This window comes from Kribbella flavida DSM 17836 (assembly GCF_000024345.1).
GTDB classification, from domain to species: Bacteria; Actinomycetota; Actinomycetes; order Propionibacteriales; family Kribbellaceae; genus Kribbella; species Kribbella flavida.
On record NC_013729.1, the window covers coordinates 6,411,580 to 6,433,970 of the forward strand.

Sequence of the window (22,391 nt, forward strand, 5' to 3'; positions counted from 1 at the left end):
GACAACTGCATGGCGCTGGGTGACTTCTTCGCGCGGCTCACGGGCCGCAAGGCGGAGCCCGAGCCTGCGCCGACGCCGCGCGCGCCGACCACCGACGACCTGCTCGCCGCTCTGGTCCGGGTCGAGCAGCTGGTCGCGGACGGGGCGGTGCCGGCCGTGGTCGCGTCCCGGGTCAACCGGGTGGTGCGGATCGTGCGGGAGACCATCCCGCGGCTCGGCAACCTCGGTGGCAGCGCCCAGGCGTACTCCGTGATGGCGACCGCGACCGACTACCTGCCCGAGGCGATCGGCGGCTACCTGCGGCTGCCGCGGCAGTGGGCCGACAGCCGTCCGGTGGATCGCGGCAAGACGTCGCTGATGATTCTGATCGACCAGCTGGACCTGCTGGGGTCCACGATGGACAAGGTCTTCGACGCGGTGAACCGGGCCGACGCGGCCGCCCTGGTCGCGCACGGCAGATTCCTGCAGGAGAAGTTCGGCTCGGGGTCCACCGGCGGTGGTCTCGCTCTGGGACCGACGGCATCGACACCGGCGCCGGACCTGCCGCCAGGGGCACCACCGGCAGGACCGGGCCCACTGCAACCACCGCCAGGACGAGGAGGGGCATGAGCAGCGTGGGGGGTACGTCGCTGCAGGACGCGCTGGCGGCCCTGCAAGCCGTGGCCGTACGTGCTGGAGTCTCCGCGGAGACCGCCCGGTCCGAAGGGCTTTCGCTCGCGGCAGCACTCGCCGAGTCCGCGCCGGGCGCGCCGGTCGACTGGTCCGCGGCGACGCCAGGTGCGACGACGCAGGACTTCTTCGACGCCGCTGTGCGCGGCCGCAGATGGCGCGGCGCACCGACCGCCGTACTGAACGAGCTGGTCGCGCAGGCCTCGCCCGAGAAGATCCCGTACGCCGAGGCGCTGGCTGAGGTCGCGTCGGCCGCCTGCGCGTTGGGTGAGCCCACCATGCGGGTCATCGGCAACGCCTCGGTCGCGGCCGCCGCTCAGCTGCAAGCCGCCGGAGCCCGCTCGCTCACCGTAGGAGCAGTCTCCCCGCAGAGCTCGATCCACGCGCCGGGCGCAAGCAGAACCGGCGGCGCGAACGCTTCGGCAGGCGGTGTTGCGTCAGACCAGGCCGCCGGAGCCGCCCAGGCCGTCGCGCAGACCGTCGCGCAGCCAGCTGCTGCGGAGGCTGTGCCCGAGCGCACTGTCGAGGAGTTGCTGGCCGAGCTTGACGAGCTGACCGGGCTGGAGAAGGTCAAGCGGGAGGTGCACCGGCAGGTCGCGGTCCTGCGGGTGGAGAAGCTGCGGAGCGAAGCTGGGCTGAAGAGTCCGACCATCACCCGGCACCTGGTGTTCGTGGGCAATCCCGGCACCGGTAAGACCACCGTCGCCCGGCTGGTCAGCGGCATCTACAAGGCGCTCGGCCTACTTTCCAAGGGCCAGCTGGTCGAGGTGGACCGCTCCGAACTGGTCGCCGGTTACCTCGGCCAGACCGCGACGAAGACGGCCGAGGTGGTCGCGTCAGCGGCCGGCGGGGTGCTGTTCATCGACGAGGCGTACAGCCTGACCTCCGGTGACCAGGGGGCCGACCAGTACGGCCGGGAGGCGGTCGACACGCTGGTCAAGGAGATGGAGGACCGGCGGGACGACCTGGTCGTCATCGTGGCCGGCTACCCGGAGCCGATGGAGAAGTTCATCGCCGCGAACCCGGGGCTGGCCAGCCGGTTCCGGACCACCATCGGCTTCGACGACTACACCGATGAGGAGCTCACCGAGATCCTCACCGGACTGGCCGAGGCCGCGGACTACGAGCTGACGCCGGAGGCGCTGGAGCACTTCCGGGTGATCCTGTCGTCGACGCCGCGGGACCGCTCGTTCGGCAACGGCCGGTTCGCCCGGAACGTGCTGGAAGCCGCGATCGGCCGGCACGCCTGGCGGCTGCGCGACGTCACGGCACCCAGCACCGACCAGCTGCGTCGGATCCTGGCCGAGGACCTGACCGACGAGGAGCTGCACCCACCCGGCACCACCGACCGTCCCGAGGTCGCAGCAGAGCTCGGCGCCGCCGACGCCCCTGCGGCACCAGCAGACGGTCCAGCAGACGTCACGGACGACGGCGCTGTGCCGCCCGAGCAAAGTGTGCCGCCCGAGCAAGGAGAACAGGCGTGACCCAGACAATCAGTGCGCCCCCGGCGACGTGGTCGCCGCCGGCCGCGCCGGTCACCCAGCAGCCGTCCCCGAACCAGGCGCCGCGGTCCGCGCCGAAGGGCGCCATCGCGAACTGGTTCTACGGCACACCGGGCCGGATGCGCGCCCTGCTCATCCTGACCGCGACGCTGTCCGTGCTGTTCGGTCTCGCGGCCGCGCAGGGCTTTCGCCAGTCCGACGGCGCCCTGCAGCGCGCCGAGGCGAACACGGCCCAGCTGGTCCGGGTGCAGGCGATCCACACCAGTCTGGTGGCCGCCAACGCCGACGCGACCAACGCCTTCCTGGTCGGCGGCCTCGAACCGCCTGCCCAGCGGCAGCACTTCGTCGACTCGCTGGCGACCGCCTCCCGGCTGATCGCCGAAGCCGCCACCGCGCAGCCCGCCGACCAGACCGTGCTCGGCCGGCTGAACACCACTCTGCTCACCTACAGCGGGCAGATCGAGCAGGCCCGCGCCAACAACCGCCAGGGCCTGCCGATCGGCTCGCAGTACCTGAAGGACGCCAACGCGACCCTGCAGAACGAGTCGCTCCCGCTGCTCGACGCACTGGTCTCGGCCAACGAGGACCGCGTCAGCACCGAGTTCAACGGCGTGGGCCGGGGCTCGGCGTGGCTGACCGTCGGCGGACTCCTCTGCCTCGCTGCCCTGGTGGTGACCATGATCTGGCTGGCCAGGCGAACCCATCGCTACCTGAACGTCCCGCTCGCGGCCGGCGCCGCCCTGGTGCTGCTGACGATGGTGGTCGGCGGCGCCGCCCTGGCCAGCGCGAGCAGCGCCGCCAAGGACACCCGCAGTGACGCGTACGCCGACGCGCTCGCGCTGGCCCGGGCCCGGATCGCGGCGTACGACGCGAAGTCGAACGAGAGCCTGACCCTGATCGCCCGCGGTTCCGGTGCGGAGTTCGAGCAGGCCTGGAAGGACTCGGCCGCGCGGGTGGACGAGCAGCTCGCCGCCGTCGGGCGGAGGGCCGGTGCCGCGACCACCCAGTGGCGGCAGTACCAGCGCGCCCACACCGCGATCCGTCAGGCCGACGACGCCGGCAACTGGGACGCCGCCGTGCAGCAGGCGATCGGCTCCGGCCAGACCTCGGCGAACAGCTCGTTCGCCGCGTTCGACCGGACGTCGACCACGCTGCTCGCGCAGACCAGTGACAGTACGCAGGCACGGCTCGCCGATGCGCGGGGGTCGCTGCCGCCGATCGGCTGGCTCGGACTGCCGATCGGGATCGCGGCCGCACTGCTCGCGGCCTGGGGCCTGTCGCAGCGACTGGGGGAATACCGATGAGGAAGCACCTGATCGCCGCCGGCAGCGCGCTGACGCTGCTCGCGCTGACCGCTTGCGGCTCCGGCGACTACTCGGCCACCGAGCTGCCGCCGAAGCCCGCCGCACCGACCAGTACGGCGCCGCCGCCGGCCGGGCCGACCTGCACCAACAACGGCACCGCCGAGCTGCGCTCCTACGCGCCCAAGGGCCCGGTGCCGCCAACCGGCGGCGTGCTGGAGCCCGGATCGACCATGGCGAAGATCAAGCAGCAGGGCCGGTTGCGCGCCGGGATCTCCGCCGACAGCCTGAACCTCGGCTCGCGCAATCCGATCACCGGCGCGATCGAGGGCTTCGACATCGACATGGTCCGCGAGGTCGCCCGGGCGATCTTCGGCGACCCGAACAAGGTCGAGCTGGTGGTGATCTCCAGCCCGCAGCGGATCCCGGTGCTGCAGCAGAACACGGTCGACATCGTCGCCCGGAACATGACCATCAACTGTGCCCGCTGGCAGCAGATCGCGTTCTCGGCCGAGTACTACCGGTCCGGCCAGAAGGTGCTGGTGCAGCGCGACTCCACCGCGCGCACGCTGGCCGACCTGCCCGGCCGGACGATCTGCGCGCCGGCCGGGTCGACCAGCCTGGACAACCTGAAGAAGTTCTACCCCGAGGTCAAGCCGATCACCGCGGACACCGACACCGGCTGCCTGGTGCTCTTCCAGCAGGGCAAGGCGTACGGCATCACCGGTGACGACACCGTGCTCGCCGGTGAGGCCGCGCAGGACCCGTACGCGAAGATCCTGCCGGAGCCGCCGTTCAGCCAGGAGCCGTACGGGCTGGGCATGAACAAGGACGAGGTCGACTTCGTCCAGTTCGTCAACGGTGTGCTGGAGCAGATGAAGGCCGACGGGCGCTGGAAGGCGTCCTACGACAAGTGGCTCGCGCCCACCCTCGGGCCGGCCCCGGCGCCGCCGAAAGCGCTCTACGGCAGGGCCACGTGACGCTTAGGACCCCGACCGCCGTCGCGCCGGCGCCTCCCGGACGGATCGGCAGCAGCATTCCCGCCGCGGAACTGCTGGCGTTCCTCGACGCGCTGGGGACCTGGCGCGACCGGCGGCGCGCGGAGCTGGACGAGCTCGACCACGCTGCCCTGCACGCGCCCGACGCGGATGCGCTGAGCGCCGACGTCGTGCTCAGCATGGCCGTCTGGAAGGCGGTCTCGGACCGGTACGAACTGATCCTGCTCACCTGGGACAGCGGCCGGGTCGGACCGACGGAGACCGAGCGGATCTCGACGCTGATCTGGGGCGGTCTGGACACCGGCGTCGGTGCCCGGTCGGGTGCGAGCGGTGCGGACGCCGGCAGCGGGCTCGGGCACGGCCTGGGCGCGGGCACCGGGTCACTGGCGGTTTCGTTGCCTGAGGCATGTACCTTGTCGGACGCGCTGGCGGCGACGTTGCGGGCCAAGCTGGCGCTGGATCCCGGCGACGCCGACCTGGCCGCCCGGTTGCGACAGCTCCGGGCGCAGGTGGAGCGCATCAACGACCTGGTGGCGCGCGAGCCCGCGATCAGCCGCAACGAGGCGATCGCGAGGCACCACGACCTGGACCGCCGGGTCACCGACCTGGCCGAGCGATCCAAGCGTGGGGCCGATGTCGGTGGGCTGATCGGGCCGCTGGAGATCGACGCCGCTCGGGTCGAGCGGGACCTGATCGTCGGCTCTGCGACCCGGCGCGAGCGTGCCGCCGACGTGGCGCGGGCCCGGACGCTGCGGACCGAACTGGAGGCCGAGGGGGCCGCGGTACGGGCGCTGGCGGATCGGTGCGTTGCCCAGGTGCAGCAGGCGCCGCGACTCGGCGTACCGGATGTGACCGCGCTCGGGCCGGTGCCGAACACGCCGGCCGAGCTGGAGAAGTACCTGACCCGGCTGGACGCCGTACGGCGTGCGCTGGGGCAGGCGCAGTCGGCGTACGGGGCGGCGTTGGAGCGGCGGGACGAGCTGGCCGCCCGGCTGGACGCGTACCGGGTGAAGGCCGGCAGCGTCGCGCGGACGAGTGGGACCACCGAAGACCTGGCCGAGCTGTACCGGCGTGGCCGTGAGGTGCTGAAGGCCGAGCCGGTTGACCTGGTTCGGCTGCAGGCGCTCGTAGCGGCGTACCAGACCTATCTGGACACCAGTGGCACGGTCGGCCCGGCCGGGCGCGCCACAGGAGGGACGACATGACCACCATCGCCTGCACCCAGCCCGGCTGCTCCGGCACCATCATGGACGGCTACTGCGACATCTGCGGCTCCCCCGCCTCCACTGGCGCCGGCACCAGCGCAGCACCTGGAGGCGACGCAGGCCTGGCCGGCGACGGAGCTCCAGGGATCGGGGCGCCGACCGTGAACGGGGTGTGCGCGCAGCCCGGGTGCGGCGGCGCCGTGGTCGACGGGTACTGCGACGTCTGCGGCACACCTGGCGGTACCGCCGCCAGCAGCGCGGGCGGTTGGGGCGGCAGCACGGTTGGCAGCGGCACGGCCGGCGGCGGTGGTGGCGGGGAGGCGATCAGCTCACCTTCTACCGTGTCTCGGGCGTCGAACCGGCTGGCGTCCACGCCGCTGGGGTCGGCCCGGGCGCAGGCGGCCGGGTCGAAGTTGACTCGGCGGCTGGGCACCTCGTCGACCAGATTGCGCGGTGCCAGGCTCGGCGCCGGGTTGACCAGCGTGCCGCCGATTCCCCCGATCGACGCCAGTCGGGCGATCCTGACCAACCCGATGGTGCCGGAGGACCGCCGCAACTGCCCGAACTGCGGCAACCCGGTCGGCCGGTCGCGGGGCGACCAGCCGGGCCGGACCGAGGGCTTCTGCCCGAAGTGCCGCAGCCCGTTCTCGTTCTCGCCGAAGCTGCACCAGGGCGACCTGGTCGGCGGCCAGTACCAGGTGGCCGGCTGCCTGGCGCACGGTGGCTTCGGCTGGATCTACCTGGCCCAGGACAAGAACGTGTCCGACCGCTGGGTGGTGCTCAAGGGCCTGCTGAACTCCGAGGACCCCGACGCGGTCGCGGCGGCGATCGCCGAGCAGCAGTTCCTGGCCCAGGTCGAGCACCCGCTGATCGTGGAGATCTACAACTTCGTCACCCACGAAGGCGCCGGCTACATCGTGATGGAGTACGTCGGCGGCACCTCGCTGAAGACGTTGCTCAAGCAGCGCATGCAGGCCAACGGCGGCCGGTACGACCCGCTGCCGGTGGACCAGGCGATCGCCTACCTGCTGGAGATCATGCCGGCGTTCTCTTACCTGCACGACCTCGGCCTGGTCTACTGCGACTTCAAGCCGGACAACATCATCCAGGTCGGCGACGCGGTGAAGCTGATCGACCTCGGAGGTGTCCGCCGGATCGACGACATGGACTCCGCCATCTACGGCACGGTCGGCTACCAGGCCCCCGAGGTACCGGAGGTCGGTACGTCGGTCGCCTCCGACATCTACACCCTCGGCCGGACGCTGGCCGTGCTGGCGATGGAGTTCCGCGGCTACCAGTCGAAGTACCTGGCGTCGCTGCCGCCGGTCGCGGAGGTACCGCTGTTCCAGGAGTACGACTCGTTCTACCGGCTGCTGCTCAAGGCCTGCGCGAAGGACCCGGCCGACCGGTTCGTGTCCGCCGACGAGCTGCGCGTGCAGCTGCTCGGCGTACTGCGTGAGGTGGTGGCGGCCAAGCAGGGTCAGGGCGCGGCCCAGCACTCCACCTCGTCGCTGCTGTTCGGCAGCCCGGGCGACCGTGCGGCCGGGCTGGGCGAGGCGGCGCTGCCGTGGCAACGGTTGCCTTCGATGCTGCCCGACGACACCGACAAGATGGCGGGCTGGCTGAAGACCGTCAGCGTGCCGGATCCGGGCGTGCGGCTCGAGCTGCTCGTCGGTGCGCCGGAATCGTCCGCGCAGGTCCTGCTGGAGATCGCCCAGTCCGCGCTGGAGGCGGGGCAGTACGACGTGGTCGACACAGCGGTGGCGGACCTACTGGCTGCGGACCCGTGGGAGTGGCGGGCGGTCTGGATATCCGGGCTCGTCGCACTCGCGCGGAACGACTCCCGCACCGCGCAGTCCGCGTTCAACGCCGTCTACGGCCAGGTGCCGGGCGAGCTCGCGCCGAAGCTCGCCCTCGCGGTGTCTTGCGAGCTCAGCGGTGAGTACGACGTCGCGGAAGGGCTCTACCTGACCTGTGCGCGCACCGACGCGAACTACATCGCGCCGTCGGCCTTCGGGCTGGCCGCCATCCGCGCGCAGCGCGGTGACCTCGACGGCGCGGTGGCCGCGCTGGACCTGGTGCCGCAGACCAGCGGCGCGTACATCCGGTCCCGCCGGCTGCGAGCCGGTCTGCTGGCAGGATCAGGCCGTGGCCTGGCCGCGCTGGCCGAAGCCATGAACAGTATCGAAGCCCTGACGATCGACCCGGTGGACCGGGCGAACCTGTCGGCGAACGTGTTCCTGAGCGCGCTGGAGGTGGTCCGGAGAGCGGGATCGGACCCGCAACTGCGCATCTCGGGACGCGCCGCGACGGAGCCGGAGCTGCGGGACGGCCTGGAGGCCGCCTACCGTGAGCTCGCCGGCCACGCCCGCAGCCGGGAGGAACGGATCGCCCTGGTCGACCTGGCCAACGAGGTTCGAGGATGGACGTTGCGATGACGAGTACGACCCGGACGGTCTGCCCCACCTGCGGCGGACCGGTCTCCGACGCCGACAGGTACTGCGAAACCTGTGGTGCCGAGCTGAAGCCGGCCACGCCCAGCACGCCCGCACTCGACACCGACACGGAGCCCACCATCGAGCTGAACCCCAAAGCCGGGACCGCCGCGACCGCCGCTGCTCCCGGCCCCTGCCGCTCCTGCGGAGGCAAAGTCGGTGCCGAGGGCTACTGCGAGACCTGCGGCACCAAGGCCGCCAAGCCCCGCGACCACTTCACCGAGCAGCCCGCGCCCTGGGTCGCCGCCGTCTGTGACCGGGGCATCCGGCACAGCCGCAACGAGGACGCCGTGGCGATCGCCGCCGAGCAGGAGCCCGGCAGTCGCGCCCTGCTGGTGGTCTGCGACGGGGTGAGCTCGTCGCTCGACTCCGACGTGGCCAGCCTGGCCGCCGCCCGCGCCGCCCGCGACGTCCTGGTGGCCGGCAACGCGCAGGGCATGGGGACCGAGGCGTCCCGGGCCGCCGCGATCGTCGCGCGGCTCAACGCGGCCGCCGACGCCGCCAGCGAAGCCGTGCTGGCCAACACCAGCCCGGACAGCCCGAACCCGGCGTCCTGCACGTTCGTCGCCGCGGTGCTGGAGGACGGGTTGCTGGTGACCGGCGTCGTGGGTGACAGCCGCGCGTACTGGTTCCCGGACGGCGCCGAGGCCGTCGCGCTCACCGTGGACGACTCCTGGGCCGCCGAGCTGATCGCCACCGGCGTACCGCGGCACGAGGCCGAGAACGGTCCGCAGGGACATGCCATCACCCGCTGGCTGGGCAAGGACGCGCCGGACCACACCCCACGGACCACCACACTGCGGGTGCAGCAGCCGGGCTGGCTTCTGGTCTGCTCGGACGGCCTGTGGAACTACTGCTCCGAAGCGGCTCCGCTGGGCGACCTGGTCCGTCAGACCGCTGCGGCCAACGGCAACGACCCGCTGGCCACCTCGTCCGCACTGGTCGACTGGGCCAACGCCCAGGGCGGCCAGGACAACATCACCGTCGCACTCGCGCGGCTGTAACGACACCGCCGGACCGAAAGGAACGCCACGAGATGGCCGAGTTCTCCGCCACCGTCTACCAGAACGAGTTCCTGCCCGACGGCGGCACCGACGTGCACGCGATCGTGACCGTGGCCTGCTCCGGCGCCGGCGCGGCCGGGCAGTCCGGCGCCGGTGACGCCGGTGAGATCATCATCGTCGACACCTCCGGCTCGATGGGCGCCGACGGTGTCCGGGCCGCCGCGTACGCCGCGCAGACCGCGCTCGACCAGATCCTCGACGGGGTCTGGTTCGCGGTGATCTCCGGCAACGACCGGGCCGAGCTCGCGTTTCCGCCGTCGGCCGAGCCGGTGATGGTCCGGATGGACCCGTACACCCGGCAGGCCGCCAAGGACGCGGTCGCCCGGTTCTACGCCGACGGCGGTACGGCGATGGGCACCTGGCTGCGGCTCGCCTCGCGGGTGTTCGCCACCGTGCCGACGCTGACCCAGAAGCACGCCATCCTGCTCACCGACGGCGAGAACCAGCACGAGTCGCCCGAGGTGCTGACCGAGACTATCGAGGCCGTCACCGGCCAGTTCCAGTGCGACTGCCGCGGCGTCGGCGTGGCCTGGCAGGTCGAGGAGGTCCGCCGGATCGCGACCGCGCTGCTCGGCACCGTCGACATCATCCCGGCGCCGGACCAGCTGGCCGCCGAGTTCCAGCGGCTGATCCAGCAGGCGATGAGCAAGGGCGTCGCCGCGGCGGACCTGCGGGTCTGGGCGCCGCAGGGCGCGCAGGTGCTGTTCGTCCGCCAGGTCGCACCGACCGTGGAGGACCTCACCGGTCGCCGGACGGAGCTGAACGCGCTGACCGGGTCGTACCCGACCGGCTCGTGGGGCGACGAGTCCCGCGACTACCACGTCGCCGTACGGCTGGCCGCGAAGGGCATCGGGCAGGAGCAGCTCGCCGCCCGGGTCCAGCTGGCCGTCGGTGAGCAGGTGCTCGCGCAGGGGCTGGTGAAGGCGTTGTGGTCGGCCGACGAGGCGCTGACCACGCGGATCAGCCCGGAGGTCGCGCACTACACCGGGCAGACCGAGCTGGCCAACGCGATCCAGGAGGGCCTGGCCGCGAAGGCCGTCGGCGACACCGCGACCGCGACCACGAAGCTCGGCCGTGCCGTCCAGCTCGCCGCCCAGACCGGCAACGAGGAGGCCACCTCGCGGCTGCGCAAGGTGGTCGACATCGAGGACCAGGACACCGGCACCGTGCGGCTGAAGCGCAGTGTCGAGAAGGTCGACGAGATGGCGCTCGACACCGCTTCGACCAAGACGACCCGGGTGAAGAAGTGACCTCGGCGACGTGCCCAAGCGGGCACCCGTCCGTCTCCACCGACTACTGCGACGTCTGCGGCCTGCCGATCGGCGCGGCCGCGACGCCGGCCGCCGCGGCGATCCCGGCTCCGGCGGCCGCTGCCCCGGCACCGGCGCCGGCCACCCAGGCCTGCCCGAACTGCTCGGAGCCGGCCGCCCCGGACGCGCTGTTCTGCGAGAGCTGCGGCTACGACTTCACCACCGGCACGATGCCCCGGCCGGCCTCGTCGCTCGACCTCGACCCGGTGTCGCCGCCGCCGGTGCCACCCGCGCCCCAGGAGGTCGCCGACTGGGTGGTGGAGCGCTGGGTCGACCCCGACTGGTACGCCGTGCAGCAGAGCGACGACCCGTGCCCGTCTCCCGGCCTGCCGGTCGTCGTACCGCTGAGCGCGAAGAGTGTGCTGGTCGGCCGGCCGTCCCGCAGTCGCGGCATCACCCCCGAGATCGACTGCGGTGACGACACCGGAGTCAGCCGCCGCCAGGCCCAGCTGACCACGGACGGGCAGCGCTGGTGGGTCGAGGACCTGCAGTCGTCCAACGGCACCTTCGTCGGCCCTTCCTCCGGTCCGCTGCCCGAGGACCCGCTGCCCCCGGGCCAGCGTCGCGAGCTGAACGCCGACGACCGCATCTACGTCGGCGCCTGGACCCGCCTGGTCGTCCGCAAGGCCACCCCGGAGGAACAAGCCGGCCAGGCCTGAGCGGGACCGTGCCTTCGAGGACCTTCTAAGTGTTTGCCGCGCGCCGCACTCGGCGGCTGAGATCGGTGGTGGATCCGTCCACCACCGAAAGGCGAACCTGTGAAGCGAAATCTCTACCGCGCCGCCGCCGCGACCGCCGTCCTGGCCGCCGGCACCGTTGTTTCCGTCCAGCCGGCCTCGGCCGCCAACGACAGCTGGAACGCACCCCGGCTGAATCCCGAGCGCAGCACGTTCTGCAGGACCTACTCCTGGTGGTTCGAGGGGTTCCAGATGACAGGCACCAGCAACAACGGCACGTACGGCACGTGGGCCATCAGCGACATCCGCGACGACCCGCACCAGACCGCCTTCGACGCCGCGTTCTACGCCAACGGGCGGATCACCTGGGTCACCTGGTACTGCTGAACATCGGTGCCATCGCGGAAGGAAGTCTTCCGCGATGGCTCCTAACCTGAGGGCATGACGAACAGCAGCGAGATCCAGGCCTTCCGCATCGACATCCCGCAGCCCGAGCTCGACGATCTCCGGGCCCGGCTGCGCAACACCCGCTGGCCGGCGGCGCCGCGGGTCGACGACTGGAGCCGGGGCGTGCCGACCGGTTACCTGCGCGACCTCGCGGCGTACTGGGCGGACGAGTACGACTGGCGCGCCGAGGAGGCGCGGCTGAACGAGATCCCGCAGTACGTGACCGAGATCGACGGCCAGCGGATCCACTTCCTGCACCAGGAGTCGCCCGAGCCGGACGCGGTGCCGTTGGTGCTCACCCACGGCTGGCCCGGCTCGCCGGTCGAGTTCGCGCAGGTGGTCAGCCGGCTGAGCAACCCCCGCGCGTACGGCGGCGACCCGGCCGACGCCTTCCACGTCGTCGTGCCGTCGCTGCCCGGCTACGGGTTCTCGAACCCGATCGGCCCGGCGGGATTCAACCTGTTCGCGGTCGCGGGAATGTGGGCGGAGCTGATGAGCCGGCTCGGCTACGAGCGGTTCGCGGCGCACGGCGGCGACGCCGGCGCGGGCGTGACCGGCATGCTGCCGTTCGTGGCGCCGGGCCGGGTGATCGGGATGCACCTGGCCGCGGTGAGCGCGTCGGAGCCGTTCGCCGGGCCGATCGACACCGAGCCGCTGACCGGGACGGACCGGATCCGGGCCGAGAAGTTCAACCAGATCCTCGAGGACGGGCTGGGCTACTTGACGCTGCAGTCGACCCGGCCGCAGACCCTGGCCTACTCGCTGAACGACTCACCCGTCGGCCAGCTGGCCTGGATCGTCGAGAAGTTCGCCGAGTGGACCGACCCGGCGGCCACCCTGCCCGAGGACGCGGTCGACAAGAACCAACTGCTGACCAACGTCAGCCTGTACTGGTTCACCGGCTCGGGCGCCTCGTCCGCCCACGCCGTGTACGACGGCATGGCCGCCTGGCGCGCCTTCGCCGCGCAGCAGGCAACCACTTCTCAGGACGGCACCGGCTCCGGCGACGGCGGCTGGGGCGACGCCGACGCCGACGCCGGCTCCGGCTGGGGTGGCGAGCTGGCAGCACCGCCGACCGGAGTCGCGGTCTTCGGCGCGGAGACCGCGATCCGCAGCCTGATCGATCCGGCCGGCAAGATCGAGCACTGGACCGAGTACGAGCGCGGCGGCCACTTCGCCGCGATGGAGGTCCCCGACCTGCTCACCGACGACCTGCGCACCTTCTTCCGCCCCCTCCGCTGACGTACGCCGCTGATCACCTGGTGCTGCGCCTCACCGCGTCGGGCTGGAAGACCTGAACAGCACCGCGAGGTCTTCCAGCCGGACCACCACCAGAGCCAGCAGACCTGCCAGCGGTACCGCGACCGCCAGAGTGTGCGGCTCGGCGGCCGCCGTCTCAGCAACTGCCGATCCGCCGGCCACCAGCAGCAGGCCGGCATTGCGGCCGACGTGAACCCAGGACAGCGGCGAGTCCTGCTGGCCGAAACAGCGGCAGCGCGCTCCCTCACCTCGCAGGACAGCTCGGAGAACACCGACGGTCAGCACGGCCATCAGGCCAGCGGCGGCCCACAGGCCGATGCCGCGACCACCGGCGAGCAACGACCAGGCCAGCAGAGCGACCACCCCCGCCTCGGTGACGGTCACGGCGACCGCGACCGCACCGGCGAGCCGGGCCGGCACTCCGAAGCCAGGGACCGAACGGACAAAGGCGGCGAAGGCGCTACGTGAGCGCACCTTGCCAGCCACCGAGACTGCGAAGACAGCGGCCAGCAGGACGGCCGCGACAGTGGTGACCAGCTGCATCGAACTTCTCCTAGGATCGTCGGGTGTCTACTGCTGCGTGCGTGACAGTCGGTGTCGCGACGACACTCGCCGCCGCCGTGCTGCTGCGACGGGTCCGCCGTGAACTGGTCCTGGTCGCCGTCGACGGCGACAGCATGGCGCCCACGTACCGCTCCGGTGAGCGCGTTCTGGTCCGCCGGTCCGGCCGCGACCGGCTGCTGGCCGGTGACGTCGTCGTGGTCGAGCGTCCCGGCCGCGGGTACACCTGGGACGAGCAACCGCTGACCAGGTCCGTCGACGACCGTCGTTGGTTTCTCAAGCGGGTCGCGGCGATCGCGGGCGATCCGGTGCCCGACGCGGTCCGTGCCACCGTGCCCGGCCACGGCGTCGTACCGGCCGGGTCAGTGGTGGTCATCGGCGACAACCCGCGCAGCTTCGACTCCCGCCGGATCGGGTTCTTCCCCGCCGACCGGGTGCTCGGCGTGGTCGTCCGGCCGCGGCGCGACCTGGTATCCCCTGGCCTGTAAGGCGAACAGGCGAGCGTACGGCCCGCCGGCGCGGACGAGTTCCTGATGGGTGCCCTGCTGCCGGATTCGGCCGTTCTCCAGCACGACGATCAGGTCGGCGTCCCGGATCCCGCTCAGCCGGTGCGAGATCAGCACACTGGTCCGCCCGCGGCGGTGGGACCGCAACTGCTGGTGGATCTCGGCCTCCGCCTCGGCGTCCAGACCCGAGCTGGGCTCGTCGAGAATCAGCAGTTGGCGGTCGGACCGCATCAGGGCCCGGGCCAGACCGACGCGCTGCCACTGGCCGCCGGACAGCAGCGCACCGGTCTCACCCTGCTCACCGAGGAACGATCTGGTCAGTAGCGTCTGGTAGCCGTTCGGCAGCTTCTCGATCACCCGATCGACGCCCGCCCGCTCCGCCGCCCGACGGATGCGCCGGGTGTCCTGCAGTGCCTCCAGATCGCCGGCACCGATGTTCTCCGCGGCGGTCAGTTCGTACCGGACGAACTCCTGGAACAGGACCCCCAGCCGTGACCGCAGCTCGTCCAGCGGGATGTCGCGCAGATCCACGCCGTCCCAGAGGATCGCGCCCCGGTCGGGGTCGTAGAAGCGGCACAGAAGCTTGACCAGCGTGCTCTTGCCCGCGCCGTTCAGCCCGACCAGACCGACCGCTCGGCCGGCCGGCACGAACAGGTCGAGACCCCGCAGGACCCACGGCTGGTCGTCGGCGTAGCGGAACCACACCTGACGGAACTCGATCCCGGCCCGGCCGGCCGGCCGGGGCGCGGGGCCGGGAGCGTTCACGAGATCGGGCGGCAGCGCCACGACCGAACGGTAGTGGGAGAACATCAACAGGCAGCGGTGCAGCCCGGCAATCCCTTGCACCAAAGCGATCGACGCGGCCTGCGCGCCGGCCACCGACGCGGCGAACGCGGTGACGTCGCCGACCGAGAGCCGGCCCGCGGCCGCCTGCCCGGCGGACCAGATCAGTCCCGCACCGGCGATCAGAGCGCCGGCAAGCGTGAGCGACGACTGCACGGCCGCGACGCGCCGGTCGTGACGTCGCTCGGAGTCCTGCAGCCGGGCGACTTCGGTCAGCATCCTGTCCTTGAGGAAGCTGCCGAGTCCCAGCAGCCGGATCTCCCCGGCGGCGCCCCCGCTCTTCAGCAACGCGCCGTACAGCGCCCGCAGCCGCGCGCTCGGGGTGAACCGAACGGTGAGCGCGTCACGTCGCCGGCTGAGCGAGAGCTCGGCCATCAGTGCCGGTACGGCGGCCGCCGTCACCAGGATCGCCATCGGAGGGCTGATCGACGCCAGTGCCAGCATCAGGCTGCCGACCGTCAACACACTGCGGCCGACCGAGAAGGACACCTGGACGGCGGCCGCGACGGACCCGACCGCACCCTCCTCCGCGAGTCGTAGCCGGTCCAGCATCGCGGGCTGCTCGAACCGGGCCAACCCGCCGAACCCGTTGATCGTGCTGTACAGCCGGTCCGTCGTCAGGTAGAGCACCCGCCGGTCGAGCTCGGTGTCCCACAGGTTGACCAGGTGAGTCAGCCCGGCCGACAAGGCGCTCACCGCGGCCAGACCGATCGCCGGCAGCAGCCAGCGATCTCCGGGAGCGCCGGAAGCGAGGACATCCACCACCATTTTGGTCAGCCAGGCGATCGAGACCGGGACCAGACCGCCGAGAACCGCACAGATCAGCAGCCCGGAGCACACGACCGGCGCAGCTCGCCATCCCAGCGCCAGGACAGGTCCGACGTCCCGCCAGCGTGGACCGACAGGTGCCGCCGCGGTTCGGCGCACCCGGCTCATACCAACTGACGCCGCAGCATGGCGATCACCGGCGCCGCACTGGCGACCTTGCCGCCGACCGTGGTCAGGAACGCCGGAAACGCGATCACGCCGTACGCCGCGGCGACGGTCTGCGCCTGTTCGCCCTCGACCACGACGCCCAGTCCGCTCAGCTGGCCGACCAGGTCCGGGTCCCCGCCGGGCGGGCCGTCGACGACCACCAGGACGTCGTGCCCGGCGAACCGGCCCTCTTCCACGGCCTGCCGGAACGGTCCGGCCTGGTCGTGGCACGCGGAGCAGCCGACCGAGAAGAACCCGATCAGCGACGCCGCGGCGCCGTCGTGACCGACGCGGGCCCCGTCGATCCCGTGCACCGCGAACGGGGCGGGCTCACGACCGATCAGCACGTCCAGATGCGAGCCACCACGCCCTTCCAGCTGGGTCAGCCGCTGGTCGTGCTCGCGCAGCCGTCGCAGGACGGCGAACGTGATCAGCAGGTTGACCGCGGTCACCACCAGCACCACAGCCACCACTCCCGCGGTCACCTGTGCTCCTTCCGTCGTGGGTGGGCGCTCAGCCGATGCAGTTGCCGCCGTACTCCCACGGGTTCTTGTAGGTGACCGCGCAGTCCTCGCGCAGCCACCAGTCCGCGCAGCGGTTGCGGTTCAGGTAGCACTCGCAGACCCGGTTCCAGCCGGGACAGTTCCAGGCCTCGGCCTTGGTCGTCGGTACCACCGCGGCCAGCAGCCGGTCGCCGAGGTCGTTGATGAAGCGGCGCATCGGGGTTCTCCTTCGGTAGGTCGGAAAGATTCCCGACCGTACGCCGACCCACCGGTCGCCGGCCTGGTCTGCGCGCTCCCGTCGAAAGGATTGCGTCCGGATCGCCACAGTGGCCGGCAAGCCCTTCGAGCACGGTTCAACAGATGGCCGCCCGGGGCGCCACGCGGCCGAATGGTGCCTTTCCGACCACCGTCCGAACCCTGAGGAGAATCCATGCACCGTCACCTCGCCGCCGCGCTCGCGGTTGCCGCCGCCGGAGTCGGTCTGACCGTCGCCACCGGTGCGCCGGCCGCAGCCGACCCCAACGTCCCGTGCGGGTCGCGATCGACCTACATCTCGGCCGGCAACTACTACAACCTCACCTACCGCAACTGCGGCTCGAGCACCGTGCGCGTCGTGGCGCACGACGAGAGCTACGGCCAGTGGGGCGACTGCCGCTCGGTCGCGGGCGGGCAGTGGATCTCCTGGACCCAGCTGCCCGCGCCGGCCTGGAACAACAACTGGGTGGCCCGTCCCTGCTGATCGGTCAGGCGCGGGTCCACGCGCCGGCCGGGCGGTAGCAGAGCAGTTCGATCAGGGCGGTGCCGAGCACGGCCGGCACCGCCCAGGTCCACGGGTGGTCGTCGGCGCTGACCACCAGGATCGCCGTCCACAAGGCGATCCAGCCGCCGCCGTACCCGCGCAGCACGCCGCGGTACCAGAGTCCGCCGGGCGACTCGGCGGCCCGCTGGCCGAAGTAGACGAACAGGTACGACGCGAGCGCGATCGGCCAGAACACCCACAGACCGGCCCAGTCGTAGGGCACCATCACGACCGCGGTGAGGCAGACCAGCGCGATCGCCCAGTGGTAGATCTCGCCGGCCCAGGTCAGCCGTCGCCGGCGCAGCGTCAGCCAGATCGCCAACGGGCCCAGCAGCACGCCGACGACGCCGGCCGCGACGTGCAGGATCAGTGCGATGTCACGCATCGCCCGTCCCACGTCCCGGCGCCGACCGTCCCCGACATGTCACGGAGCATAGGGGCCGGTGGCCCGGTCGTCTGCCCCTCGGCGGCAGCTTTCCGAGGGACAGCGACCGGGACGCCCTAGCCGACCGGGAAGCTGGCGACCATCCGGACCGCGTGGTTGCGGTACCCGAGCCGTTCGAAGCACGCCGCCATCGGCCGGTTGGTCAGGTCGGTGTCGGCTCTGATCCGTTCGGCCCCGGCGCCGACGAGGACATGGGTGCCCTCGGCCAGCAGGTCGTCGCTGTAGCGGTGACCCCGGTGCTCGGCCAGGACGCCGAGGTACCCGATCACCGGTCCGCCGTTGTTGGCCGTCGGCACGACGAAGCCGACCAGCTCGCCCGCCTCGTCGTACCCGAGCCGCCACCAGTCGCGTTCGCCGGGCATGGACCGGTAGACCTCGAGGTCCTCCTTGGCCGAGGCCTCGGCGCTCATCTGGGCGACGGCGCGCACGGTCGCGGCGTCGAGGCTGCCCTCGATCACCCGGACGAACACCGCCAGGAACGCCTCGTCGTCGGCCGGCTCGAACCGCAGCCGGGTCGACCGGGCCGGCAGCCCGTACTCCGGCAGCCACTCGTAGCGCAGCCGCTCGGTCACCTCGGACAGCCCGGCCCGCGCGGCGGCCGCGAGCCGCAGCTCCAGCGCGGCGACGACCTCGGGCTGCTCGCGCCAGCCGTTCGGCACGAAGATGTGGTACTCCGGCTGCTCGCCCTCGGCCGCGTGCGCGTCGAGAGTGTGGCGGATCAGCTCGGCCCAGACTGGCACGGGATCCCCGTCACCGACGAAGTACAGGCCGTCGACGCTGAACGGGTGGTCGTACTGCGGCATGCCCCACCAGATCGCCAGCGCGACGATCCGGCCGTCCTGCTCGGCGACCCAGCTCCAGGCGTGACGGTACTGGCCGTTGGCCATGAACTCGTCGTAGCGCTCGCGCGTGACGGTGTTGACCGACTGGTCGGCGATCAGGGTGTGAATGGTGTCGAGATCGGACTCGACAGTGGTGCGGATGATCACGGTTCCTCCGGAAAAGAGGCGCGCGCTCCGCTCAGTGCGAGCTGGACGAGCGGACCGGGCGCGCCGTTGCACAGAACAAGATGCTCATCGGTCGCTCCTTTCGCTCGAGTCGTTCTCGCAGCCAGAACACTAGACCGCACCCGGTCCCGGCGTCCACCGGGAATTCGCCGCCACCCGGTACGCCGTACCGAACTGCGCGCCGGCCGGACTGACGGCGGCGCCTGAGATGATCCCGGGGTGACGATGACCGGAGTGGACCTTGGCACCCTGCGAGGACAGTTCGAGCTGACCTGGTCGCTGTTCGAGTACCACCTGGACCGGCTCGTGCCGGAGGACCTGCTGTGGGAGCCGGCCGAGCTCTGCTGGACGGTCCACCAGGACCCGGACGGGCTGTGGCGTCCCGACTGGGCCGACCACGAGCTGGATCCGGTCCCGGTGCCGACGATCGGCTGGCTCAGCTGGCACATCGGGTGGTGGTGGACGGTCGCGCTGGCCCACGCCCGGCAGACGGTGCCGCCGCACCGGACCGACGTGCACTGGCCCGGCACCCTGCTCGGCACCCGCGACTGGATGCACCACCTGCGCGACGAGTGGTCGGTCGTGCTCGAGGACTCCTCCCGACTGACGCTGCCCGCGGCGTTCCCGTGGTCGCCGGAGTCAGGCCGCAGTCACGCCGATCTCTACGCCTGGGTGAACGCCGAGCTGATGAAGAACGCCGCCGAGATCGGCCAGCTCCGGCTGCTGCGCGCCGCCCACCGGCCGCCCGCCCCCTCGGTCCTCCACCCGGACAAAGAGTTTCCGGACGGCATCTGACCGGCTGATCTCACCGGCACCTGAGCACCGGCACCTGAGCACCGGCACCTGAGCACGACAGAAGGCGGCCCCGGGCTGGGACCCGGGACCGCCTTCGCTGTCGTGCGTGGTACTACCGACTTCGGTGGATCAGAAGTCCATGCCGCCCATGTCGGGGGCGCCACCCGGAGCGGCCGAGGCCTTCTCCGGCTTGTCGGCGATGACCGCCTCGGTGGTGAGGAACAGGGCCGCGATCGAGGCCGCGTTCTGCAGCGCCGAGCGGGTCACCTTGGCGGGGTCGATGATGCCGGTGGCGATCAGGTCGACGTACTCGCCGGTCGCGGCGTTCAGACCGTGACCCGGCTCGAGGTTGCGGACCTTCTCCACCACGACGCCACCCTCGAGGCCGGCGTTGACGGCGATCTGCTTCAGCGGCGCCTCGACGGCGTGCCGAACGATCTGCGCACCGGTCGCCTCGTCGCCCTCGAGCTCCAGCTTCTCGAACGCCTTCACCGACGCCTGCAGCAGCGCGACGCCACCACCGGCGACGATGCCCTCCTCGACGGCCGCCTTCGCGTTGCGCACGGCGTCCTCGATGCGGTGCTTGCGCTCCTTCAGCTCGACCTCGGTGGCCGCGCCGACCTTGATCACCGCGACGCCGCCGGCCAGCTTGGCCAGCCGCTCCTGCAGCTTCTCGCGGTCGTAGTCGGAGTCCGACTTCTCGATCTCGGCGCGGATCTGGTTGACCCGGCCCTGGATCGAGTCGGCGTCGCCGGTGCCCTCGACGATGGTGGTCTCGTCCTTGGTGACGACCACCTTGCGGGCCTGGCCGAGCAGCTCCAGGTCCACGGTGTCGAGCTTGAGGCCGACCTCTTCGGAGATGACCTGGCCGCCGGTGAGGATGGCGATGTCGGTCAGCATGGCCTTGCGGCGGTCACCGAAGCCCGGCGCCTTGACGGCGACGGTCTTGAAGGTGCCCTTGATCTTGTTCACGACCAGGGTCGCCAGCGCCTCGCCCTCGAGGTCCTCGGCGATGATCGCCAGCGGCTTGCCGGTCTGCATGACCTTCTCCAGCACCGGGACCAGGTCCTTGATGCTCGAGATCTTGCTGTTCACCACGAGGATGTACGGGTCGTCGAGAACCGCTTCCATCCGCTCGGTGTCGGTCACGAAGTACGGCGAGATGTAGCCCTTGTCGAAGCGCATGCCCTCGGTGAGCTCGAGCTCCAGACCGAAGGTGTTGCTCTCCTCGACGGTGATGACACCTTCCTTGCCGACCTTGTCCATCGCCTCGGCGATGATCTGGCCGACCTGGGTGTCGGCGGCCGAGATCGAGGCGGTCGCAGCGATCTGCTCCCGGGTCTCGACCGGCTTGGCCAGCGCCAGCAGCTGCTCGCTGACGGCCTCGGTCGCCTTCTCGATGCCCTTCTTCAGGCCCATCGGGTTGGCGCCGGCGGCGACGTTGCGCAGACCCTCGCGGACGAGAGCCTGGGCCAGCACGGTGGCGGTGGTGGTGCCGTCACCCGCGACGTCGTCGGTCTTCTTGGCAACTTCCTTGACGAGCTCGGCCCCGATCTTCTCGTACGGGTCCTCGAGCTCGATCTCCTTGGCGATGGAGACACCGTCGTTGGTGATCGTGGGGGCGCCCCACTTCTTCTCCAGGACGACGTTGCGGCCCTTGGGGCCAAGCGTCACCTTGACGGCGTCGGCGAGGGTGTTCATTCCCCGCTCGAGGCCGCGGCGCGCCTCTTCGTTGAAAGAAATCAGCTTGGGCATTCTCCGCGAGTCCTCCCGCGTCGAGTTCTGGTGGTTCAGCCGGCCGGATGCCCGCGACGGACGGCACCGGCGTCGCGGCGGTCACGTCCCGCCCCGTCTCCGGCGCCTCATCGAGGCCGTCTTCGTACGTACTCAACGGGCAAGCTGGTTATCACTCTCGCCCAGTGAGTGCTAACCAAGTATTAGCACTCGACCCCAGCGAGTGCAAGCCGGGCCAGGCCCGCCGGGCGTTGCGCTGCGAGCGTGACGCTCGACGTCTCTGCGGCCACTCCGAACCGCTGGAACGACGTAGGCGCGCTGGGTCCTGGTGCGCCGCGAGGTGTAGGGCTCACTCCGGCTCCAGCTGGGCGATCAGGTACTTCGGGGCGTTCAGTCGCCACGCCTCGGTGATCAGCTCGGCGACCTCCTCGTCGTCGGCACCGGCCAGGTCGATCGACAGCCAGCCGAACCGGCCGGACTCCCACCAGGACGCGTACACCTCTGGATTCTCGGCGATCATCGCCTGCTGCTCCTCGCGCAACGCCTTGAGGAAGAGCGTCGACTCGTCCTCCGACAGGTAGGCGAAGCCCTTCTTCCGGACTTTGTACGCCGGCTGACCGGCCCAGCCCTCGTGCTCCTCCGCCCCTGGCAACCGCAGCACCAGGTCCTGCACCGCCCTCGCGTCCATACCGCGAAGCTAACTCCCCGGACCGACAGTTCCGGTCCATAAGTCGTCAGGGGCGGCGATCCCCCACGGCCAGGGGTCGGGTCAGGGGTCAGTCGGTACCGATCCCGATGTGCCGGGCGGCCTCCGGGCAGCACAGTAGAGACATGACGAACAACAGCGCACCCTTCTCGAACCTGTCCGGCAAGACCCTCCGCCGCTCGCGCGACCAGCGGATGCTGTCCGGAGTCTCCGGCGGCATCGCGGAGTACCTGAACATCGACGCCACCCTGGTCCGGCTGGGCATCGTCGGGCTCACCCTGATCACCGGCGGTGGCGCCCTGCTCGGCTACGTGGCCGCCTGGATCGTGATGCCGGAGGCTGACGGCAAGGCGGTCTGGCAGAGCACCCAGCAGCCGCAGCAGCCCCAGCCGCAGCCGACCCCGGAGGCGGACATCGCCGCCCGGATCTACGACGAGAAGCCGCCGGCCGCGTGACCCGCTCGCCACGGCAGCAGTGAAGGAGTAGCGGTCACCGGCCGGCGCCCAGCGCCGGCCCCCGCACCACCACACTGCTGCCGTGCTGGCCAACCCGCAACACTAGGTTCGCGACCAGAACACCGCTGCCCTGG

At 71.3% G+C, this 22,391-nt stretch carries 22 protein-coding genes and 1 pseudogene; 15 read left to right on the forward strand and 8 right to left on the reverse strand.

The features are described 5' to 3' along the window. The first annotated feature begins 9 nt into the window (after positions 1-9). From KFLA_RS29630 to KFLA_RS29680, 11 genes are all read left to right on the forward strand, one after another. Complete coding sequence (locus KFLA_RS29630) at positions 10-609, forward strand: hypothetical protein (RefSeq protein WP_012923527.1); 600 nt, start codon at positions 10-12, stop codon at positions 607-609. After that, positions 606-2,153: an AAA family ATPase gene (locus tag KFLA_RS29635; protein ID WP_012923528.1), complete on the forward strand. Its 1,548-nt coding sequence runs from the start codon at positions 606-608 to the stop codon at positions 2,151-2,153. The genes KFLA_RS29630 and KFLA_RS29635 overlap by 4 nt, the downstream gene beginning before the upstream one ends. Then, on the forward strand, positions 2,150-3,475 hold the full coding sequence (locus tag KFLA_RS29640) for a hypothetical protein (RefSeq protein WP_012923529.1): 1,326 nt from the start codon (positions 2,150-2,152) through the stop codon (positions 3,473-3,475). Before KFLA_RS29635 ends, KFLA_RS29640 begins: the two co-directional genes overlap by 4 nt. Further along, complete coding sequence (locus KFLA_RS29645; RefSeq protein ID WP_012923530.1) at positions 3,472-4,452, forward strand: glutamate ABC transporter substrate-binding protein; 981 nt, start codon at positions 3,472-3,474, stop codon at positions 4,450-4,452. The genes KFLA_RS29640 and KFLA_RS29645 overlap by 4 nt, the downstream gene beginning before the upstream one ends. Continuing rightward, on the forward strand, positions 4,449-5,675 hold the full coding sequence (locus KFLA_RS29650) for a coiled-coil domain-containing protein (RefSeq protein ID WP_012923531.1): 1,227 nt from the start codon (positions 4,449-4,451) through the stop codon (positions 5,673-5,675). Before KFLA_RS29645 ends, KFLA_RS29650 begins: the two co-directional genes overlap by 4 nt. Next, positions 5,672-8,113, forward strand: coding sequence for a serine/threonine-protein kinase (locus KFLA_RS29655; protein ID WP_012923532.1), 2,442 nt, complete (start codon positions 5,672-5,674; stop codon positions 8,111-8,113). Before KFLA_RS29650 ends, KFLA_RS29655 begins: the two co-directional genes overlap by 4 nt. After that, a complete protein-coding gene (locus tag KFLA_RS29660) occupies positions 8,110-9,174 on the forward strand; it encodes a PP2C family protein-serine/threonine phosphatase (protein ID WP_272941268.1) in 1,065 nt (354 codons plus the stop codon). The genes KFLA_RS29655 and KFLA_RS29660 overlap by 4 nt, the downstream gene beginning before the upstream one ends. 32 nt (positions 9,175-9,206) lie before the next feature. Beyond that, the gene (locus KFLA_RS29665) at positions 9,207-10,484 is read left to right on the forward strand and encodes a vWA domain-containing protein (protein WP_012923534.1); all 1,278 of its coding nucleotides are present in this window, start codon (positions 9,207-9,209) and stop codon (positions 10,482-10,484) included. Beyond that, complete coding sequence (locus KFLA_RS29670; RefSeq protein WP_012923535.1) at positions 10,481-11,203, forward strand: FHA domain-containing protein; 723 nt, start codon at positions 10,481-10,483, stop codon at positions 11,201-11,203. The genes KFLA_RS29665 and KFLA_RS29670 overlap by 4 nt, the downstream gene beginning before the upstream one ends. 99 nt (positions 11,204-11,302) lie before the next feature. Beyond that, positions 11,303-11,608: a hypothetical protein gene (locus KFLA_RS29675; protein ID WP_012923536.1), complete on the forward strand. Its 306-nt coding sequence runs from the start codon at positions 11,303-11,305 to the stop codon at positions 11,606-11,608. Between the two features lie 54 nt (positions 11,609-11,662). Beyond that, entirely contained in the window at positions 11,663-12,910 is a 1,248-nt protein-coding gene (locus KFLA_RS29680) for an epoxide hydrolase family protein (protein ID WP_012923537.1), read from the forward strand. Between the two features lie 30 nt (positions 12,911-12,940). Here KFLA_RS29680 and KFLA_RS36040 read toward each other — a convergent pair whose 3' ends face one another. Then, the gene (locus KFLA_RS36040) at positions 12,941-13,471 is read right to left on the reverse strand and encodes a MauE/DoxX family redox-associated membrane protein (RefSeq protein ID WP_012923538.1); all 531 of its coding nucleotides are present in this window, start codon (positions 13,469-13,471) and stop codon (positions 12,941-12,943) included. Between the two features lie 77 nt (positions 13,472-13,548). On the opposite strand from KFLA_RS36040, the pseudogene KFLA_RS29690 reads away from it, so the two are divergent. Beyond that, positions 13,549-13,881 (forward strand): annotated as a pseudogene (locus KFLA_RS29690) (S26 family signal peptidase); the annotation flags it as partial. Here KFLA_RS29690 and KFLA_RS39560 read toward each other — a convergent pair. From KFLA_RS39560 to KFLA_RS29705, 3 genes are read right to left on the reverse strand one after another with little or no spacing between them, the layout of a single operon-like run. Then, positions 13,852-15,774: an ABC transporter ATP-binding protein gene (locus KFLA_RS39560; RefSeq protein WP_012923540.1), complete on the reverse strand. Its 1,923-nt coding sequence runs from the start codon at positions 15,772-15,774 to the stop codon at positions 13,852-13,854. The pseudogene KFLA_RS29690 and the gene KFLA_RS39560 sit on opposite strands and share 30 nt — an antisense overlap. Continuing rightward, the gene (locus KFLA_RS29700; protein WP_012923541.1) at positions 15,771-16,298 is read right to left on the reverse strand and encodes a hypothetical protein; all 528 of its coding nucleotides are present in this window, start codon (positions 16,296-16,298) and stop codon (positions 15,771-15,773) included. Before KFLA_RS29700 ends, KFLA_RS39560 begins: the two co-directional genes overlap by 4 nt. A gap of 28 nt (positions 16,299-16,326) precedes the next feature. Continuing rightward, complete coding sequence (locus tag KFLA_RS29705; RefSeq protein WP_012923542.1) at positions 16,327-16,533, reverse strand: hypothetical protein; 207 nt, start codon at positions 16,531-16,533, stop codon at positions 16,327-16,329. A 213-nt stretch (positions 16,534-16,746) separates the two neighbouring features. Between KFLA_RS29705 and KFLA_RS29710 the strand changes: the two genes are divergently transcribed. Further along, positions 16,747-17,055, forward strand: a complete 309-nt coding sequence (locus tag KFLA_RS29710; RefSeq protein WP_012923543.1) for a hypothetical protein — start codon at positions 16,747-16,749, stop codon at positions 17,053-17,055. Between the two features lie 4 nt (positions 17,056-17,059). Here the strand turns inward: KFLA_RS29710 and KFLA_RS29715 are convergent, their stop codons facing one another. Together KFLA_RS29715 and KFLA_RS29720 are read right to left on the reverse strand one after the other, a co-directional pair. Continuing rightward, positions 17,060-17,500: a hypothetical protein gene (locus KFLA_RS29715; protein WP_012923544.1), complete on the reverse strand. Its 441-nt coding sequence runs from the start codon at positions 17,498-17,500 to the stop codon at positions 17,060-17,062. Positions 17,501-17,616: 116 nt separating this feature from the next. After that, on the reverse strand, positions 17,617-18,549 hold the full coding sequence (locus tag KFLA_RS29720; RefSeq protein WP_012923545.1) for a GNAT family N-acetyltransferase: 933 nt from the start codon (positions 18,547-18,549) through the stop codon (positions 17,617-17,619). 243 nt (positions 18,550-18,792) lie between these two features. Here KFLA_RS29720 and KFLA_RS29725 point away from each other — a divergent pair, with 243 nt between their 5' ends. Then, positions 18,793-19,362, forward strand: a complete 570-nt coding sequence (locus tag KFLA_RS29725; protein ID WP_012923546.1) for a DinB family protein — start codon at positions 18,793-18,795, stop codon at positions 19,360-19,362. Positions 19,363-19,491: 129 nt separating this feature from the next. On the opposite strand, the gene groL is transcribed toward KFLA_RS29725, so the two are convergent. Continuing rightward, positions 19,492-21,117, reverse strand: coding sequence for a chaperonin GroEL (gene groL / locus KFLA_RS29730; protein WP_012923547.1), 1,626 nt, complete (start codon positions 21,115-21,117; stop codon positions 19,492-19,494). 328 nt (positions 21,118-21,445) lie between these two features. After that, on the reverse strand, positions 21,446-21,784 hold the full coding sequence (locus tag KFLA_RS29735) for an MmcQ/YjbR family DNA-binding protein (RefSeq protein ID WP_012923548.1): 339 nt from the start codon (positions 21,782-21,784) through the stop codon (positions 21,446-21,448). 143 nt (positions 21,785-21,927) lie between these two features. On the opposite strand from KFLA_RS29735, the gene KFLA_RS29740 reads away from it, so the two are divergent. Next, a complete protein-coding gene (locus KFLA_RS29740) occupies positions 21,928-22,257 on the forward strand; it encodes a PspC domain-containing protein (RefSeq protein ID WP_012923549.1) in 330 nt (109 codons plus the stop codon). Positions 22,258-22,391: the final 134 nt, after the last annotated feature.